The sequence below is a fragment of the Paenibacillus nuruki genome (genome assembly GCF_963311185.1).
Taxonomy (GTDB): Bacteria; Bacillota; Bacilli; order Paenibacillales; family Paenibacillaceae; genus Saccharibacillus; species Saccharibacillus nuruki.
Map to the genome: position 1 here is coordinate 3,288,059 of NZ_OY725677.1, position 18,568 is coordinate 3,306,626.

Here is an 18,568-nt window from a genome sequence, read left to right on the forward strand (position 1 = left end):
TATAAAGGAGTCTTGAGATGGATACTCAATCTTCACCTACTTCTTCATCCACAACCACTTACCGCAATCCGATTATTGAACAACGTGCTGATCCGTGGGTGTATCGACATACCGATGATTATTATTATTTTACCGGCTCTGTGCCTTCTTTTGATTATATAGAGCTTCGGCGGGCTACCCATATTCAAGGTCTTGCAGATGCAGAACCTGTTATCGTATGGCGTAAGCCGGATACAGGGCCGATGAGCCATTTAATCTGGGCTCCTGAAATTCATTATATTCATCAGAAATGGTATATCTATTTTGCCGCAGCCGCTACAGACGAGATTGTCGATGGGCTTTTCCAGCATCGTATGTTTGTACTGGAAAATGATCATCCCAATCCATTAGAAGGTACTTGGGTAGAAAAAGGACAAATCATTACGCCTTGGGATACATTTGCTCTAGATGCGACTACATTTATACATCAAGATCAACAATATCTACTATGGGCGCAAAAAGAACCTGAAATCGATGGTAACTCTAATCTCTATCTATCTGTAATGGATAATCCTTGGACGTTAAAAGGTACGCCGACCAGACTCAGTATTCCCGAACTATCATGGGAATGTATCGGATTCAAAGTCAATGAAGGCCCTGCTTTTTTACGCAAACAAGATCAATTATTTATCAGTTATTCTGCCAGCGCTACTGATCATCATTATTGTATGGGACTACTTACTGCTGATATTCATAGCGATATTCTAAATGCAGCATCATGGATCAAAAGTGATCAACCCGTTTTTGGTACAGCCGAAGCCCATTCTCAGTATGGCCCCGGACATAATTGCTTCACAGTATCAGAAGATGGACAACAGGATGTCATGATCTATCATGCTCGTAATTACAAAGAAATTTCAGGTAATCCATTATACGATCCGAACCGTCATATGCGTGCTCAGATCATTCATTGGAATGCAGACCATACCCCGAATTTTGGTGTACCTGTAGCCGATCACATCTCTACAGATCAAACAGCATCTGTAGATCACGCTAAAGAAAGCTAAATAAATATCATTCTTGTATTCTAAGTAAAACCAGTCTCCTCTATATTACTGAGAGTATGCAGTGATATAGAGGTTTTTGGTGATTTATTGGCACGCCTTGAATCTTCGATAGTAGTATCTCTGATCTAAAATGCTCCGAATACATAACGATACAAAAGAAACAAAGCAATCCCCCAGATCATTACTGCTGAACATTTATTCAACAAAGGCAACCACTTCCCTGATTGATCCAGTCGACCTACCCAATGCCCACTAACTGCTAAACCTACAAACCATACCCATGACACGATAATACATGTGATTGTAAAAACAAATTTATCGCTTCCTTCATAAGGTAGCGAGCTAATACCAATCACACCAATGGTATCTAACAACGCATGTGGATTGAGTAAAGACACTGATAAAGCAAAAACAATCTGTTTGCGGATAGATAAGGCATTACGATTCCCTTGTTCAGCCTGAATACTACTCCTCCATGTGATATACCCCATATATAGAAGAAACACGATTCCACCGATCATTAATACATGCTTAATCCACGGCAGACCAAGCACTAATAAAGAGACTCCACCTACAGCCAGACTGATCAGCAATGTGTCACATACCCCTGCTGTAATAACCGCTGGCAAAGCCCGCCAGAATCGACGTTGCACCATTCCTTGTTGAAAAATAAAAATATTTTGTACACCTAAAGGCAAAATAAGCCCCAATGCTAATAACAAAGCATGCATGATAATCCCAACCATATTTAATCTCCTTTCGCTTGCAAACTGAAGTATACCTTGGATAACGAATAAAGGTACAGCCTAATCGATAACACAATGATTGGTCTAAAATATTTTATTGGATTAACCCTGTTATTATCTCACTTACTTATTTACTGTGCCTACTATCAATGATACTATTAGCAGTAACTTCAATTTTTAATGATATCTATGGAAAAAAGCAAACCATTCGAAAGAATGGGACGCAAAGTGTGGAGTCTAACGAGTATAGATCACTATACTTCTATGATTGTCCTACCGCCCCGAACATATATCGGGGCTTTTTCTGCGTTTTATTATATACAACTAGAGATACGGAGTGATGATAATGAAAAAGTGGTCTTATGTATTCATTTTGCTAGGGATTATAATACTTGCTTATCCACAAGTGAATGAATGGTATTCGGATTGGCAACAAAGTCGCTTATTAGATGAAGCTGAAAATGAAGCTATGGCACAATCGACTGCTCAACCTACTAATTTACAAAGTGGATACGCCAAAGTCAATCATCTGCTTAATGAAGAAAGCGAATCTTCAACTACCGCTCCTCCACCGGTACAAGGAGAGATCCTCGGTATTATTACTATCGATAAGATTGATGTGAAATTACCGATAGTAGAAGGAGCAACTCGTGAGAATATGCGTAGTGCAGCTGTACACATTTCCGAAACCGATCAATTAGGTGAAAAAGGAAACTTCGCCATTGCAGCTCATCGTGCTCACAAATATGGACGATTATTTAACCGTTTAAATGAAATAAAAGTAGGCGATATTATAAAAATTGAGTCTAGGGGTACACTTTTCGAATATAAAACCGATAATATAAGTATAGTGGAACCTACTGACGTATCAGTATTAGAAAGTAATCCGAATCGTGAAGAAATCACGCTGGTCACTTGTGATCCTCTAGTCAATCCGACTCATAGACTTATTATCCATGCCGAGCGCATATCGACAAATATTTCTAGTTGATTTTTCTTGATTTAATGATATTATAGTAAATGTGAACCACAAGTAACTTTTAAGGTTTAGGATTTTTTAACACTAACCATAAAAGCTTCAGCACGATAATGGCAAACCTGTCGAAAGACTGGGACGCAAAGCTAAAGGGCCTTACCTCTTAGAGGTTGGCAGCCAGCCACCGAATGAAGAAGCTTTTTCTTATACTCTCAATATCCTTTTTATGTAATATATGCAAATTTAAACTAAAATTCAAACGATAACGGCAAACCTGTCGAAAGACTGGGACGCAAAGCTAAAGGGCCTTGTATACATGGCAGCCAGCTACCGAAAGGAATAATTCTTATGAAAAAACTTTTGCTAACTTGCTTGACAGCATTCACTCTTATATCTTTCGCTCCGGCGCATACTTATGCATCTACAACAACTACTACTGACTCTTGGTTAGACACTTCAACAGTAAGCGAAGGCTTTATCGCCGTTCACTATAATGCACCTTCTCACACTCGTACTAAATTAATGATCAGCAAAAACGATGTGAACTACACTTACGATCTTAATGCTTCTCAATCCGATTCTTCTTTCCCTTTACAACTAGGTAATGGAACATACAATGTAACGATCCTTGAGAACACATCAGGTAACAGCTACAAAAAAATCCAAGGTGATTCTCTTGAAATGAACCTTGACGACTCAAATGCTGTCTATCTTGCTTCCACTCAAAATGTAGATTGGAAAAATGCTCCTACTTTAATCAGCAAAGCACAACAATTGACTAAAAACGCTACAACAGACGAGCAAAAAGCTCAAGCCATCTACAACTACATTACAACTAACGTAAAATATGATTATAAATTTGCTAGTGCATTACCTGCTGTATATGTACCTGATGCAGCAAACACATTAGTATCTAACACAGGCATCTGCTATGATTATGCTTCTCTAAATGCAGCAATGCTTCGTAGCGTAGGCGTTCCTACTAAATTGGTTATGGGTAACTCTACTAACGTTAAAGAATATCATGCTTGGAACGAAGTTTTCTTGAATGGTCAATGGGTAACAGTAGATACAACTATCGATGCAACACTTAAACAAAACGGTAAAACAACTACTTTGACTAAACCTGCTTCTCAATACAAAGCAGTTAAAACGTACTAATCCTACAAATACAATATTCATCCTAAATGAATATTCATACAGTATAAAAAAGAGGAACTGATCTCAACAATGATCAGTTCCTCTTTTTTTCTTGTGTTATTTACAGGTTTATTTGCATTTATTTAACGATTATTGATGGATGAAAATTTATCTATTATGAGCTTTGAGGCGGTTCTTTTTTACTGAGTTCTCCACCCATCGCTTTAAGAAACTGTAATCCCACTGATAATGATGATCGAACATCAGGATCACGCATCATTCCGAGTAATCCTAGCATCCCTGGTGGATGATCATCTAAATGACTGTTCTTTTTGCCCACTTTAGAAGGTTTATCAGTCTCATAGATTTTTTGCGAAGGATCAGCTTGTAGGTCTCCAAGGTGATCTAATCCAGCCCCTAAAGCTTTGATCAGCTTCTCTAGTTCTTTTGGATCAAGCTTTCCTAATACTTGAACCAGTGTAAATGCATTTTTGATCAGTGGGGGTAAATTCATACCTTCAATCATATCGATACCTATAGCTCCAATAGGGACTCTATTTTTGAGTGCAGCATCTGCAATATCCAATACACCTGCTCGATCGAGTTCTTTGACAATCTCTAACATTTTCAAGATTGATTCTGTATTTTCAGTTAATGCTTTGATCAGTAGACCTAGTGATTGGGCTTGAATTTCGGCTTCTGTTGGAATATGACGTTCGATCTGCTTAATAGGTCTCGCCATGGGACTCACGCTCCTTCTGGATCGTTGTAGCAATCGGTTCGTAGTCTGATCGATTCCACTTATCTTCCACGCGTACACTAATCTGTGGGCGCCGTGTAGCGAAGCGTGGATTCACCTGTGGTAAAGGCGACACCTGATGTTCCACTTGATCTGTCAGCACTTCCATCATCACATTAATTTCTTTATAACTTGGTGTATGGGTGACTTTATCTGTATAGCTACTGGTTAAGCGGTTGATCGCTTCCTCTTCATTCGAAGTGTTCATAGGCAAATACAATTCTTTCCCTTTGACACGATCTGTAACCAGTACTGACAATTTCACTTTACCAAATGGAGAAATCAAGCGAACTTTACTGCCATCTTGTATGCCTCTTTCGGCAGCTAGTTCTGGTGACACTTCAAGCCAAGTTCCAGATACTTTATGGCGAATCCCTTCTGATTTGTACGTCATATTTCCTTCATGGAAATGTTCTAATAATCGTCCATTATTCAAATGAAGATCATACATCGCTTCCGGCTCATACGGCTGTGTCCATTCTACCGGATACAATTTTGCTTTGCCATTAGGAAAATGAAAAGACTCTTCATACAATAAATGTGTGCTTGTTCCATTAGGATGTACAGGCCACAATTGACTATTCCAACCTTCCAATAGATCATAATGAACACCTGCAAATAAAGGTGCTAGACTTGCGGCTTCTGCCATAATTTCACTTGGATGAGTGTAGTTCCAATTTGCACCCAGAGCATTCGCTACATCTTGAATAATACGCCAGTCTGGCTTGGAATCACCCAAAGGTGCGAGTACTTCATAGAATCGCTGAATACGGCGTTCTGTATTGGTAAATGTGCCGTCTTTTTCAAGACTTGGAGAAGCTGGCAAGATCACATCTGCATATTGAGCTGTATTGGAGAAGAAAATATCTTGGACTACGAAAAAGTCTAATTTGCCTAACATATCCGCTACAAAGTTGGAATTAGAATCGACCAATGCCATATCTTCGCCAAATAGATACATCGCTTTCAGTTTACCTTCTTCAATTGCATCAACCATCTGATGATTATCGTATCCGGGTTCTGATGGAAGTTCTACTCCCCAAGCTTGCTCATAACGATGACGAACATCATCATCCGATACTTTTTCATACCCGGGGAAGAAATTCGGCATTGTTCCAAAATCACAAGCTCCCTGCACATTGTTATGACCACGCAAAGGATAAGCGCCTGTACCCGCACGACCAAAATTCCCTGTCGTCAACAATAGATTACATAGAGCGGTTGACGTATCGGTTCCGCCGCGATGTTGAGTCACACCCATCGCCCACAACACACATACTGATTTGGCTTGATGAATCATTTCAGCGGTTGCAATCAATTCAGCTTGAGAGATGCCAGATACTTGTTCTGCGTACTCTAGCGTATATTGATCTAGCGATTGACGGAACTCTTCATATCCATCTACACGTGCTGTTAAGAATCCATGGGCTTCCCAACCTTGATCAATAATATATTTGGTCACTGCCGATACCCAGACCAGATCAGAACCCGGACTTGGATGCAAATGAATATCCGCACGTTCAGCCATTTCATTTTTACGTAGATCAGATACGATTAATTTCTGCCCGTGAAGTTTATGTGCTCGTTTCACTCGTGTGGCTAATACAGGATGCGATTCCGCAGGATTAGCACCGACAATCATGACTAGATCGGCTTGCTGAATATCTTCGATTGTGCCGCTATCTCCACCCATACCGACAGTACGCATCAATCCCGAAGTCGCTGGAGACTGACAATAACGTGAACAATTATCTACATTGTTCGTTCCCATAATCGAACGAACGAATTTTTGAAAAATATAATTTTCTTCATTAGAACATTTGGATGAAGCGATATAACCGATCGAGTCTGCACCATATTCTTCACGAATACTGCCTAATTTGCCAGCGATTAGGTTCAATGCTTCTTCCCAGCTTGATTCTACAAATCGATCACCTTTACGAATCAAAGGCTTGGTTAGACGTTCTTCGCTATTGACGAAATCCCAACCCCATTTACCTTTGATACATGTCGAAATACCGTTCACTGGAGCATCGATAGACGGTTCGATTTTGAGAATATCACGTCCTTTGGTCCACACTTCAAAGCTACACCCAACTCCGCAATACGTACAGACCGTTTTGGTGCGTTGAATTCGAGAGTGACGCATAGAAGCTTCGATCTCAGACACTTTGAAAATCTCTCGGTAGCCCGGTTCGATTTCTTTGGTTAATTCAATCATTGGCTCCATTACTTGATTATCGATGCCTGTTAGGAATCCCGCTTCACCGACCATCGTGGTCTCCATCAACGCATTACAAGGACATACAGTGACACAATGACCACAAGATACGCAAGACGATTGATCGACAGGAACATCATCATCCCAGATCACACGGGGTTGATCACGACTCCAATCGATGGTTAACGTTTCATTGACCTGAAGATCCTGACAAGCTTCTACACAACGTCCGCATAAGATACATTGATCAGGATCATATCTATAAAAAGGATTGGTATTATCGATTTGGTAAGGTTTCGGTTGGAAAGGATAATCTTGATGTTCAATTCCTAATTTTTCAGTAGTATTATGAACAACACAATTGCCGTTATTGTTATCACAGACCGTACAATACAATTCATGATTTTTAAGAATACGAGACATCGATTCTTGCTGAGCTGCTTTGACCAGTGAAGATTCAGTAGAAATCTGCATGCCCGAACTGACTACAGTACTACAACCACGAACCAACTCTCCATTCACTTCGACCATACATGTATCACATGTTTCGATAGCACCTAGTTGTTCGTTATAACAAATTTGCGGAATGTAAAATTCATCTTGTCCTTTGGCGGCTTGTACAATAGTTATGCCCGGCTCTGTAACGACCGATTGTCCGTTAACTTCAATCACGATATGTTCTGTATGGTCTGTCTTCATCATGTTGTTCACCTCTACCTCAAAATTAATAACTCATTCTCTTATCCTTCTGATTCCACCGACTGCTTACTTTTACTTATTGTTGCTTGAGTGATATATCACAAAATCATGTATTATAAAATTGATGAATCATATTTACCCAATCCGTTTTTAAAGTAAGCATCTTTTTCCTTTATATGGTTATCTATTATTTCTATTTAGACATAATTAATATTTATGTAATGACATATAGATATAAACGTTAAATGTATCCATTTGAGCTGACTTTACATTATGGTTTAATGAGAGTAACGTTAGGAAGTAGCTTGTAATGATATGCTTGTAAACAAGTAAGGAGACTCAATGTATGAATACTTCGATTCATTCTCATTCGTCTTCTCGACGAATATTGATTATGACAGCCGTTGAAGCTGAACGTGAAGCGATTCTTCGAGGATTGCCCGCGCTTAGTGAAGATCGCTTTAGTGTACAATTAGCTGGTGTAGGTCCTGCTTCTGCAGCAGCACGAACAACAGCGATTCTAGCAAAAGAATCGTTTGATATGGTGATCAGTGCAGGTATTGGCGGTGGATTCGCAGGATATGCTGATATTGGATCTATTGTTCTTGCGAGCCAGATGATTGCAGCAGACTTGGGTTCAGAGACACCGGAGCATGGATTTATTTCTGTAGATGAATTGGGATTCGGCTCTTCAATGATCCAAGCCGATACCGTCTATAATGGAAGTCTTGCTTCAGCTATTCAACAGATTGGACTTGCTGTGCATATTGGCCCTGTTGTTACGGTATCTACAACTACAGGCTCAGCTGAATCTACAGCTATGCTTGCAGGACGTATTCCTGGTGCTTCAGCAGAAGGTATGGAAGGATACGGGGTTGCTTTGGCTGCTCATTATTTCCACTTACCTGTACTCGAAATTCGGGCGATCTCTAATCGGGTCGGGCCACGTGATCGAAGCAGTTGGCGTATTCCTGATGCTTTGCAAGCTTTAACCAAAGCAAGCTCCATATTACCGGAGGTGCTATAAAATGAAAATTGCTTTTTCCCCATGTCCTAATGACACATTTGTTTTTCATGCTTGGGTACACGGTCTTGTGCCAAATGCTCCTAAGCTTGAAGTGACTTATGCTGATATTGATATTACAAATAACTGGGCAGCTACAGGCGAAGGCCCGGAAGTCTTAAAAGTATCTTATGCCGCTTTACCGTGGTTGTTGGAAGAGTACGCATTAATCCCTTGTGGTGGTGCGCTTGGTCGTGGTTGTGGTCCATTGGTGCTTACAGCTGATCCTACCGATACCGATCCTGCTAGTCTATCTGGTAAAAGAGTAGCTGTTCCAAGTGAACGGTCTACGGCTTATATGCTTTTCCGTCTATGGGCAGCTCAAAATGTTCCCGGTGGTGTAGGCGAAATTGTGGTGATGCCATTTGATGAGATTATGCCTGCGGTAAGAGACGGCAAGATTGATGCTGGTCTGGTTATTCATGAAGCACGCTTTACGTATCCTAATTACGGGCTTACTCTTATGGAAGATATGGGTAGCTGGTGGGAAGAAGATACGGGATTGCCGATTCCTTTGGGGGCTATCATTGCTAAGCGTTCATTAGATGCTAATCAGATTGCCGATTGGGTACGTTCTTCTGTCGAATATGCGTGGGAACATCCTGAAACTTCACGTCAATATGTACTGGAGCATGCTCAAGAAATGGACCCGAGTGTTGCTGATTCTCATATTAATCTATATGTAAATGAATTTACCCGTAATCTAGGTGAAGATGGTTATGGAGCGATCGAAGCTTTATTAGGACGTGCTGCCAAGGAAGGGCTTGTACCTGAATTCGATCTTTCATTGTTACGTAAATAAAGAATAATGATTGGTTTTCAACATAGGGATATTAAAAAAGCACAAACTCACTAAGATTTCATAGTGAATTTGTGCTTTTTGGTATGGATATATTAGTCTTTTTGATTTTTTTATAGATATTGCAGATATTTGTGAGCAAAATGTTTGCCAATTCGATTGCTTATCTGGTACACTGGCATTATCACTATAAGATTTATAGTGATAACACAAATAGCCCCTTTTCACAGAAGGAGCTGCTTATTTCTAATTCCTAATTATATACAATAGGAGGTGAATCACCATGGTACAAAACGTACTTTGCGAAGTAAATTCTTGCACACATTGGGCTCAAGAAAACAAATGTACTGCTGAATCTATTTTCATTATCAACCACGCTCATCAAAAAGCTACTGAATCTCAAGAAACAGATTGCCAAACGTTTGATAAAAAAGATGCTGTAAACTAATTTAAAATGTTTTACAACTGAGAAGGGACTTTGCCGAGTTCCTTCTTTCTTTTTATATTCTACCAACAATGATTATTATTATCAAGTAGATTTCAAAAAAAATTATATAAAAGCTCATTTTACCTGTCATTACACTGATCGCATTTCTCATTCTCAATACAATCAGTATAATGTTATGGTATAGGTACTAATCCATCATTTATTTATTATATTTTGAATCTGGCTACAGATGTTAGTAATTCATCAATCCCTTGTTTGGATAGATTCATACTTTCGATTACTTCATGCGTCTGCTCTACGATCGTCTCCGTTTTCTCTGCAATCGTCGAAGTTCCTTCTGCACTTTCATTAGAAGCTACTGCAATTTCATGAATTGATTTCACTTGATTCTCAATCGAAGATAACAATTCTTCAGATGTGCTGCTTAAATCTGTAGCAATATCATCGATTCCTTTCGCACTCTCTGCATATTGATCTGCTGAAGATAACATCATATCGTAATCTTGCTTGATTTCATTAACAAATAGTTGTAAAAGATCATTTGAATTTGTGGATAGATTACTCACCGATTCGATCACTGTGCGCGTAATTTGATCAATCTGATCTGCCGCTTGTTTGGAATCTGCTGCAAGCTTACTGATTTCACTAGCTACGACAGCAAATCCTTTACCTGCTTCTCCTGCTCTTGCTGCTTCAATACTTGCATTTAAAGACAATAAATTGGTCTGGGCTGCAATCGTAATAATGGTAGATACTAGCCCATTGATTTTGGATACAGATTGCGATTCAACTAATGCTTTCTGTAGACGTTCTTTGACATGAGTATAAATTTTCAGGCTCTTATGATACGAAATTCGGAATTCTTGACTTAATTCTTGTGCACGACGAGTCAGTTCATCGGCTGATGTAGCACTATCTTGCGCTTTTGTAGCCACAGATTGTACTGCATGTTCTAGTTCACGAGAAGTTACATTCATTTGCTCTGTAGAAGAAGCCGTCTCTTCTGTACTTGCAGACAGTTGTTCGGTTGTTGCAGAAATATCTTGAACACTATCTTCTAAATGAGACATATGATGATGAACCGTCTGAATATGATTTTGCAAATTAGAACTTTGAGCGATAACTTGTTCAAACACTTCTCTGAACTGCTTACGTGCTCCACCCATCGCTGCTATAATCAGCGCAAATTCATCTTTTTCTGTTAAATATTTTTCATAACCTTTGCTATATTTCAGATCAAGCGCTGCGGTTTTGTTAATAATTTCTAATGTGACTTTAGTACGGCGACTCACATTACGAGCGAATAGTATACAGATCAGTAAAGAAACCAGTAAGATGACAATCGTTGCGATAATCAACGTTTGGGCTAATTGATCTTGTAACTGTTGACTTTCTAGTAAGACGGCTTGATTATAATCGTCTAGAATCTCTTCGGCCTGATTGATATCATCGCGTGCGGCATCAAATCGAGCTGTGCTATCTGCAAGATTGGCTACTGTATTGGTATTGATATCAAATCCTTGTTGCCATGCAGCGAAATTAGTATCAAAATCAGCAATCAATTCAAAGACTGTTTTATTCGAATCAGCGTGTTGATATTGAGCAAATTCGGCTTGATGTGCAGTGAAAATAGCTTCGGCTTTGTGCACACGATCATAGGCTTGTTGTGCATTTTCAGTGTAATCAGTTTTGGCTGCTTCTAAAATGGCAGGATCATTCGAACTGGTCAATGTCATCTGAGCGACTAACGCTTGATAATAATCACGATCTGCATTTAATAACCAATAATTTGTCATATACGATTGATCATAAATTTTAGTCGTTAATGTTTGAGCAATAGACTTGGTATGGCTCAATGAGAAGATAGCGATTCCGATCAAAGCGATCATTACGAGTGCCATAGGCAAAAACATTTTCAGACGTAGATTCCAGTTGTTAATATTAAAGATGGTTTTCATAAAATGGTCTCCCTGCTACATTGTATTATTCGAATAAAGGGAATATAGAAAGGCTACTATTACCTATTATTTACATAATATTTATATCGGATTTGAACACTCTTTGTAATAGTATAAAAATCGACTTTGTGTATCATTTCTACAATCTGATATGGCACAAAAAAAGGCTGCTGACGTATAAGCGTCAACAGCCTTTGGGAAATGGGTATTATGAATCTATGATTAGACTTTCTACAAATGATATCAATCTTATTTATTGTACATAATAAATATCAGGTACTGGAGGTTGCTTCATATCTGCACCCAGATGAAATCCTGGATGTGGTGGTTGATTGTAACCAGCATTTTGCCAAGCGACAGATAGACGATAGACAGGATCATGCATCAGTGTACGTAAGCGATAATCGGTCATATCTGTTGTGGTATAAATACGCAATTCATTATTATCGCTTGAACGTAATACCACTTCTTCACGCCAGTCTCCATATAGATCTGCTTGTAGATTCGGTGTAGCTTTGGTTCCATTATTCGAACTACTTCCTGTAGCCGTTAACAAGTTAGTCGTCGTATTGTTCATATAATCCCATTTATCAATACGATTATCATCTAACAACTCGCGCAATAGATCACCATCCCACCAGATTCCAAAGTTCGTAGACGAAGGGATGTTTTTGCTAATGACTTCACCTGTAATACTGTATAATCCGGTAATTGGAACATGTTGAGCATTCGTAATCGTCGCTGCCCATACTTCTTCTCCGGGGAAACGTGGATCGATATCTGCAGACATTCCACGTCCTGTATCTAGCCCTGTGTATACGCCCCACAAGACTTGCCCTGTATTCGCATCATGCACTTCCATACCATACGGAGAATCTTTATGTTCATGTACGCCGAATACTTCTAGTCCTGCTCGGTTCGGATTCAGATCGCCTAGATGTTGAGCATCTCCATGTCCCAGTCCTGTGGTATAACGTGGGGTGCCATTGTCATCAATAGAAATAGAACCGAAATTAATCTCATCTTTGCCGTCTCCATCGACATCTGCTACATTGAGAGCATGATTACCTTGCGCAGTGTAGGTCGTCTGATTACCTACATTGGTATCGTACGTCCAACGCTTGGTGATTTTGCCATCACAGAAATCATAAGCGACAAGTACAGTACGTGTATAATATCCTCTGGTCATAACAAAGCTAGGACGTTGTCCGTCTAAATAAGCGACTCCTGCTAAAAAGCGATCAACTCGATTCCCGTAATTATCGCCCCATGAAGCAACTGTTCCGCGGGGTGGATCATAATTAACAGTGTCTAAGGCAGCTCCTGTTGTTCCTTTAAATACCGTCAAAAATTCAGGCCCTGTCAGCACATATCCAGCACTATTGCGATAGTCTGCTTTGGCATCTCCGATCACTTTACCTTGACCATCAATCGTACCATCTGCTGTACGCAAAGCCACTTCAGACTTCCCATCTCCATCTAGATCATAGACGACAAATGGAGAATAATGAGCACCTGCACGGATATTAGGTCCCATATTAATGCGCCATAAGCGAGTGCCATTTAGTTTGTATGCATCCAGATACACAATCCCTGTATATCCAGATTGAGAATTATCTTTGGCATTGGAAGGCGACCATAACAGCACAATTTCATACTCTCCATCCCCATCCAGATCACCTACACTCGCATCATTTGCACTATAGGTGTAAGCTACTCCGTCTTTGGTTACACCATCAGCAGGCTTTTTCAAAGGAACCGATTTGTAATGCTGTTGCCATACGGATACAGGTGTCGATACCGATGTTTCTTTACCATTCTGCACAGTAAATAAGGTATAAACAGAAGTCACTGTTCCTTTAGCATCTAATACATTGGTAGCTCCTGTTATCGGCTGACTGTTCACCAGTACACCGTCGCGATATAGATTAAATTCGATATTATTGGCATCCAGTCCAAGCATTCTCCAACCTACATAAATACCATTTTTGCTTTTGACGGCTACCAGTCCACGATTTAATTTTTCCATTGCACGTTGCCCGGAAGCAACCACTGTATTTTCAGTGACTGTTAGATTTTGCACATGTTCAGACAAAGGAATCTGTATATCTGCTATCCCTTGGGCTACCAGTCTTGCGATCTGGATCGCTCCATATTCCTGAAAATGAGTATTGTCTACAACTCCATCAGGAAAATTGGGATATACACCTGCTGGTACATGCAAAAATACTTTTTTAGATTCTTCTGCACCAATCGAATTGTAATAAGCTACACTACGAGCGCTGAGATCAATAAGCTTGGTGTTAGTCTGAGTGGCGACTTCTTTCATCGCTGTCACATAATTAGGGAAACTGATATTGAATTGCCCTGTAGTCGTATTGAAATCACGTCTACCGACCGGAGTGACTAGAATAGGAGTGGCTCCATGCGCACGAGCCCCATCGATATACTGCTTGAGGTATACTTTATAATCCGGTACAGGTGTGTATCGTTCGGGCTTCGTATCGGCATCATTATGACCAAATTGAATCATCAGATAATCACCGGGTTGAATCTGATTTAAGATCGTATCTAATCGGCCTTGTTCGATAAAAGAACGTGAACTGCGTCCACCAATCGCTTGATTGCTGATCTTCACCTTTTCATCCAAGTAACGGTCTATCATTTGCCCCCATCCTGCTTGTGGTTGTTTGGATGTTGCATAGGTCTGTACAGTTGAATCTCCTGCCAGATATACGGTGGGATTCGAGACCACCACAGACTCCTGTTCATACGTGTTATTGATGACACTTTGTACTTGTTCTACTTGCTCTGTCGTACTTGGAAAAGAAGTATGATTCTGCTCTGCTTGATCCTCTGCTGCTATTGATCTGTTCAAAGGTAATAACGTACACACCATAACCATAATAAGCACAAGCGATACCCATCGACGATACTCAAGCGAACGATTCAAACGTACCCCTTCTTTCTCCTTCAAATTTATAAAGCGCTTACATTATTATCGTACATGGAATATTTAGGTGTGAATATTCAATATACAGTGGTGTTTGTGTAATATTCCGACCTCCTCTAGAGTTGATTTCGATATGTTTATGTAAGGTAATACAAAAAGGACAGAGTCTAATGGCTCTATCCTTTGAATGCATATATTTTATGTCTATATGGGACTCTTTTGCTTAGACTCGCTTGCGACGGAATCCTAATACAATACCTATCGCTAGCACCAAAATGCCTACACTAATCGCTGTGTATTTAGCTTGAGTCGCTGTATCAAGTGTCGGTGTCATTGGTTCTCCGAAACCTCCACCTCCCGGGCCTTCACCCATACCCCCAGCTCCATCTGGAGGAGCCATCATTCCACCATTATCTCTACCTTGATCTGTTAGAGCACCTTCAGGACGTTGACCACGATCTCCGCCACCTCCACCCATGCCACTGCCCATACCACCATTTCCAGAACCATCGCCTGACGAAGCAATTGTTCCATCGAGTTGCCCTTGTATATTGATAACATTGGTCTGATTCCAAGCGATCAATGAGGTTACACCTGCTTGATATTCTTCATACGTGTAGAAAGCAGTAGGATCACTTTGAACATCCACTGCGATCATATCATTGAGTGCATTGACTTTAGCTGTGAAAAGATCATTGGCTAAAAATTGAGTAAGCACCTTTTGGATCATGGCATGATATTTTTCCTTATATTCATCAACTGCTAATAATTTGGCAACTAACGGGCGCTCTGCTAAAGCTCCAGATGTAGGCTCATCGATCATCAAAGAAGTAGAACTAACAGTGTTTTTTACATTTGCATTTGCTGTTTTTGGAGTTGTACTATTTCCAGTTGCGTTATTAGTATTACCAGTTGCATTGTTGGTATTACCATTGGTTTGATCTGTTGCTGTTTGTGGATCTTTCGCATGGGCTGTATTGGACGGGGTCTGGTTGGTTGTTGTCTCTGTTGTGTTGGTATCTGTATTCTCACCGCCACGCCCGCTGAAGCCGCCGCCACCCATGCCCCTTCCCATACCACCCATTCCGCCAAATGCCATGTTGTAATCCCATGGAATCATTGAAAATACACCATCATGTTCATACAGATAATAATTCTGCTTATTCCCACCAATGTAGCTGTCTGTATTGTTAGTGACCACATTTAACGTTAGATATTCTAGAATACTATCGACATCAAGATAAGCGGTGTAAGGTGTGGTGCTATCATGATTGAGCTTATCCAGCATATTGATTAATGCATCTTTGTCCTGAGTTTCTGACTTCACTTCAAGACCTGTATACGAGTCTGCATCATTATCAATCCATCGTAGATCACTACCACTACCGGTCATCAGCCCTTTATACAATGTACCTGTTGTATCTTCATAATGACTCTCTATAAATGAATCATCCACTTGCTCTACAGCAAGATACAACCCTTTGTATTCACCATTAACATAGATACGGACAAATGAATGCTTAGGTGTAGGCAACCCTAGCATTTCAGACATTTCATAGGTCAAAAATTCACGCATATACGAAGCATCGCTGTAGTTATTATTTAGATTGATTTTGTCTAAGCCATATAGATTCTGTCCAGAAATGTATTCGTCAAAGCTTAACTTGAAGCTATACCGATCCGAATCATCCATCTGTACTACACTACGCAAAGACAGATTACCTTTGGTACGAATCCCTATATTTGTAATGGTTTTGCCATTATAATCTACACTGGCTGAATGATATTTTTCATCAGACGCATTATCTAACATATCTTGAAAATCTGAATCAGGAATCGTTATTTTGACATCGACTACTTTATCTTCTACAAATACATTTGCATCTTGTGCACTTTGTTCTGTCACTGTTCCTGCATGAACTTCTTGCGTTGATACCCATGGTATAGCAACAAGACATAGTATACCTGCGAAGATTGCTTTTAACATCCACTTCACTTCATCACCACCAATTTTGAAATAAAAAACCTTTGCATATATCGGTATATTGACTTGTGCAAAGGCTCTCTATGCGCTTTAATTTCGATAAACTTCAGCCATATATATTAGTTTCTATTATGAAACGTAATCACCGTTATAGCTGATGAGAACTGCATTTTTCACACCTGCGATTTTAGAGATTTCATTTACAAATGTAGGTTCATTGTTTTTGAGACGCACTTCAAGTGTTAATTCGATATTATCTGCTGTGATTGTTTTTTGTCTGACTGTATGACGTTTGACCAATGCATTAAGCTTGCTGTTCACCTGTTTCTCAGCATCATCCCCTTGAGCATTAACCACCAATAGATATGGCGTTTCAAAAGAAGATCCTTTGATAAATAAAAACATGACCAGACCTACAATTACAGAACCTGTAATCGCTAATGTATAAAAACCTGCACCAGTTACAATCCCTGCCGCTGCTGCCCAGAATAAGAAAATCAAATCAGTCGGGTCTTTGATCGGTGTTCTAAAACGAACAATACTGAGTGCACCCACCATCCCTAGAGACAAGATCAAGTTCGAGTTAATCGCAATAATGACCATAGAAGTTACCAGAGTCATGCCGATCAGTGAAATATTGAAGCTTTTGGAATACAAGACACCACTGAATACACGTTTGTACAGGAAATAGATAAACAATCCAACGAGAAAAGCGATTCCCATACTCAGCAAAATATGTGTAATACTAATATCCGATGTGAAGCTTTCTAGTACTGAATTTTTGACGATATCTGAAAAGTTCGTTGTTGCGTCTGTCGTGGTTGCATTTGCCGCCGCTGCGACTGCTGTTGTGGTTGCCATGTGTTATTGATCCTCCCAGGAATTTTCTTTACCGAGTTTACGGCAGATAACGTATTTTGAATTGGATTGACGAACGAGCCCTTCGAGTTGTAGCGCAGTCTTAATATAATCTGGCAAATACTCATCATATTTCACTTCAAGCACAAAAAATTTATGATCAATCGCATCGACCATCGCTAGATGCGGATCAAATATATCGTGGTTGTTCAGACCTGTTTTCATATATTTATCAAATGTAATCCGTACATTGCCTAACTTGGACGTATAGGCTTCACGAACATAATCTACAATCACCTGTGGACGTAGTAAAACATTGTTAGCCGCATGATAAATCTCATACAATAACGGTTGATGAGGTAAGTTCAACACTTCATAATTGCCTTTTAAGATTTCATCATACATTTCACGCGTGATCGGTTCTTTGACTTTGGCAATAACATCATTCATTTTTATTTTCTTTTCAAAATGAATGATGCTGTCTTCGCCATTGTAAATACGAATCCGGTATTTCACTCGATCTCGTACACCGCCTAATTTCTCATGTAGAGCGGTATTATTGATATCATCGAAATACAGACTGCGAATCAGATACTCTCCTGCTTCATTGGCGTTGGCATCCTGGGTCATCAATGGACGTAGCCGTTGCCGAATCGTAAAATATTGATGATAATTCACATAATGCTTCAGTTCATGCCGGTATTTCAAATCCAGATTTGGATAATACATCGGTTTATCCCCTTTCTACTTAATCTGCTATCTATCGGGTTCATGTTTTACACTCCGCTAACATCCCGTTTACATTTTTGATTATATCTACGTATTTTGAACTTTATATGAACAGATAAAAAAAGCATCAACATGATCGGAGACAACAT

At 39.7% G+C, this 18,568-nt stretch carries 14 protein-coding genes and 3 riboswitches; of the genes, 6 read left to right on the forward strand and 8 right to left on the reverse strand.

Going from position 1 to position 18,568, the window contains the following annotated elements:
- The first annotated feature begins 17 nt into the window (after positions 1–17).
- Positions 18–1,046 (forward strand): glycoside hydrolase family 43 protein, encoded by a 1,029-nt coding sequence (locus RCP16_RS14635; protein WP_308640638.1) that lies wholly within the window; start codon positions 18–20, stop codon positions 1,044–1,046.
- A 125-nt stretch (positions 1,047–1,171) separates the two neighbouring features.
- Here the strand turns inward: RCP16_RS14635 and RCP16_RS14640 are convergent, their stop codons facing one another.
- Positions 1,172–1,792 carry a LysE/ArgO family amino acid transporter gene (locus tag RCP16_RS14640; protein WP_069326721.1) on the reverse strand — a complete coding sequence of 207 codons (621 nt, stop codon included), beginning with the start codon at positions 1,790–1,792 and terminating at the stop codon, positions 1,172–1,174.
- 188 nt (positions 1,793–1,980) lie between these two features.
- Positions 1,981–2,076: riboswitch (cyclic di-GMP riboswitch) on the forward strand.
- 62 nt (positions 2,077–2,138) lie between these two features.
- On the opposite strand from RCP16_RS14640, the gene RCP16_RS14645 reads away from it, so the two are divergent.
- Positions 2,139–2,783: a sortase gene (locus RCP16_RS14645; protein ID WP_083243388.1), complete on the forward strand. Its 645-nt coding sequence runs from the start codon at positions 2,139–2,141 to the stop codon at positions 2,781–2,783.
- A gap of 90 nt (positions 2,784–2,873) precedes the next feature.
- Positions 2,874–2,957, forward strand: a riboswitch (cyclic di-GMP riboswitch).
- A 68-nt stretch (positions 2,958–3,025) separates the two neighbouring features.
- Positions 3,026–3,103: riboswitch (cyclic di-GMP riboswitch) on the forward strand.
- A 13-nt stretch (positions 3,104–3,116) separates the two neighbouring features.
- Positions 3,117–3,929, forward strand: a complete 813-nt coding sequence (locus tag RCP16_RS14650; RefSeq protein ID WP_308640639.1) for a transglutaminase-like domain-containing protein — start codon at positions 3,117–3,119, stop codon at positions 3,927–3,929.
- A 154-nt stretch (positions 3,930–4,083) separates the two neighbouring features.
- Here the strand turns inward: RCP16_RS14650 and RCP16_RS14655 are convergent, their stop codons facing one another.
- Positions 4,084–4,650 (reverse strand): helical membrane plugin domain-containing protein, encoded by a 567-nt coding sequence (locus RCP16_RS14655; protein WP_308640640.1) that lies wholly within the window; start codon positions 4,648–4,650, stop codon positions 4,084–4,086.
- Complete coding sequence (fdhF, locus tag RCP16_RS14660) at positions 4,634–7,630, reverse strand: formate dehydrogenase subunit alpha (protein WP_371748105.1); 2,997 nt, start codon at positions 7,628–7,630, stop codon at positions 4,634–4,636. The genes RCP16_RS14655 and fdhF overlap by 17 nt, the downstream gene beginning before the upstream one ends.
- Before the next feature lie 343 nt (positions 7,631–7,973).
- On the opposite strand from fdhF, the gene RCP16_RS14665 reads away from it, so the two are divergent.
- The 3 genes from RCP16_RS14665 (at position 7,974) to RCP16_RS14675 (ending at position 9,937) form a co-directional block, all read left to right on the forward strand.
- Positions 7,974–8,654 (forward strand): futalosine hydrolase, encoded by a 681-nt coding sequence (locus RCP16_RS14665; RefSeq protein ID WP_069326726.1) that lies wholly within the window; start codon positions 7,974–7,976, stop codon positions 8,652–8,654.
- 1 nt (position 8,655) lies between these two features.
- Positions 8,656–9,492, forward strand: coding sequence for a 1,4-dihydroxy-6-naphtoate synthase (locus tag RCP16_RS14670; RefSeq protein ID WP_308640641.1), 837 nt, complete (start codon positions 8,656–8,658; stop codon positions 9,490–9,492).
- Between the two features lie 280 nt (positions 9,493–9,772).
- Complete coding sequence (locus tag RCP16_RS14675) at positions 9,773–9,937, forward strand: DUF1540 domain-containing protein (protein ID WP_083243389.1); 165 nt, start codon at positions 9,773–9,775, stop codon at positions 9,935–9,937.
- Positions 9,938–10,143: 206 nt separating this feature from the next.
- Here the strand turns inward: RCP16_RS14675 and RCP16_RS14680 are convergent, their stop codons facing one another.
- The 5 genes from RCP16_RS14680 to RCP16_RS14700 all read right to left on the reverse strand — a co-directional run bounded on the left by RCP16_RS14680 (position 10,144) and on the right by RCP16_RS14700 (position 18,419).
- Positions 10,144–11,895, reverse strand: coding sequence for a methyl-accepting chemotaxis protein (locus RCP16_RS14680; protein ID WP_308640642.1), 1,752 nt, complete (start codon positions 11,893–11,895; stop codon positions 10,144–10,146).
- A 253-nt stretch (positions 11,896–12,148) separates the two neighbouring features.
- Positions 12,149–14,848, reverse strand: a complete 2,700-nt coding sequence (locus RCP16_RS14685) for a rhamnogalacturonan lyase family protein (RefSeq protein ID WP_308640643.1) — start codon at positions 14,846–14,848, stop codon at positions 12,149–12,151.
- 223 nt (positions 14,849–15,071) lie between these two features.
- Positions 15,072–16,835: a CotH kinase family protein gene (locus RCP16_RS14690; RefSeq protein ID WP_308642493.1), complete on the reverse strand. Its 1,764-nt coding sequence runs from the start codon at positions 16,833–16,835 to the stop codon at positions 15,072–15,074.
- A gap of 126 nt (positions 16,836–16,961) precedes the next feature.
- The gene (locus RCP16_RS14695; protein ID WP_137221223.1) at positions 16,962–17,693 is read right to left on the reverse strand and encodes a DUF4956 domain-containing protein; all 732 of its coding nucleotides are present in this window, start codon (positions 17,691–17,693) and stop codon (positions 16,962–16,964) included.
- Positions 17,694–17,696: 3 nt separating this feature from the next.
- On the reverse strand, positions 17,697–18,419 hold the full coding sequence (locus RCP16_RS14700) for a polyphosphate polymerase domain-containing protein (RefSeq protein ID WP_308640644.1): 723 nt from the start codon (positions 18,417–18,419) through the stop codon (positions 17,697–17,699).
- Positions 18,420–18,568 lie beyond the last annotated feature (149 nt).

Coding starts and splice junctions, on each gene's coding strand:
- RCP16_RS14655 (WP_308640640.1), bottom strand. CDS start 4,650: ATGGCGAGACCTATTAAGCAGATCGAACGTCATATTCCAACAGAAGCC.
- RCP16_RS14675 (WP_083243389.1), top strand. CDS start 9,773: ATGGTACAAAACGTACTTTGCGAAGTAAATTCTTGCACACATTGGGCT.
- RCP16_RS14665 (WP_069326726.1), top strand. CDS start 7,974: ATGAATACTTCGATTCATTCTCATTCGTCTTCTCGACGAATATTGATT.
- RCP16_RS14635 (WP_308640638.1), top strand. CDS start 18: ATGGATACTCAATCTTCACCTACTTCTTCATCCACAACCACTTACCGC.
- RCP16_RS14680 (WP_308640642.1), bottom strand. CDS start 11,895: ATGAAAACCATCTTTAATATTAACAACTGGAATCTACGTCTGAAAATG.
- RCP16_RS14650 (WP_308640639.1), top strand. CDS start 3,117: ATGAAAAAACTTTTGCTAACTTGCTTGACAGCATTCACTCTTATATCT.
- RCP16_RS14645 (WP_083243388.1), top strand. CDS start 2,139: ATGAAAAAGTGGTCTTATGTATTCATTTTGCTAGGGATTATAATACTT.
- RCP16_RS14670 (WP_308640641.1), top strand. CDS start 8,656: ATGAAAATTGCTTTTTCCCCATGTCCTAATGACACATTTGTTTTTCAT.
- RCP16_RS14640 (WP_069326721.1), bottom strand. CDS start 1,792: ATGGTTGGGATTATCATGCATGCTTTGTTATTAGCATTGGGGCTTATT.
- RCP16_RS14690 (WP_308642493.1), bottom strand. CDS start 16,835: ATGTTAAAAGCAATCTTCGCAGGTATACTATGTCTTGTTGCTATACCA.
- RCP16_RS14700 (WP_308640644.1), bottom strand. CDS start 18,419: ATGTATTATCCAAATCTGGATTTGAAATACCGGCATGAACTGAAGCAT.
- RCP16_RS14695 (WP_137221223.1), bottom strand. CDS start 17,693: ATGGCAACCACAACAGCAGTCGCAGCGGCGGCAAATGCAACCACGACA.
- fdhF (WP_371748105.1), bottom strand. CDS start 7,630: ATGATGAAGACAGACCATACAGAACATATCGTGATTGAAGTTAACGGA.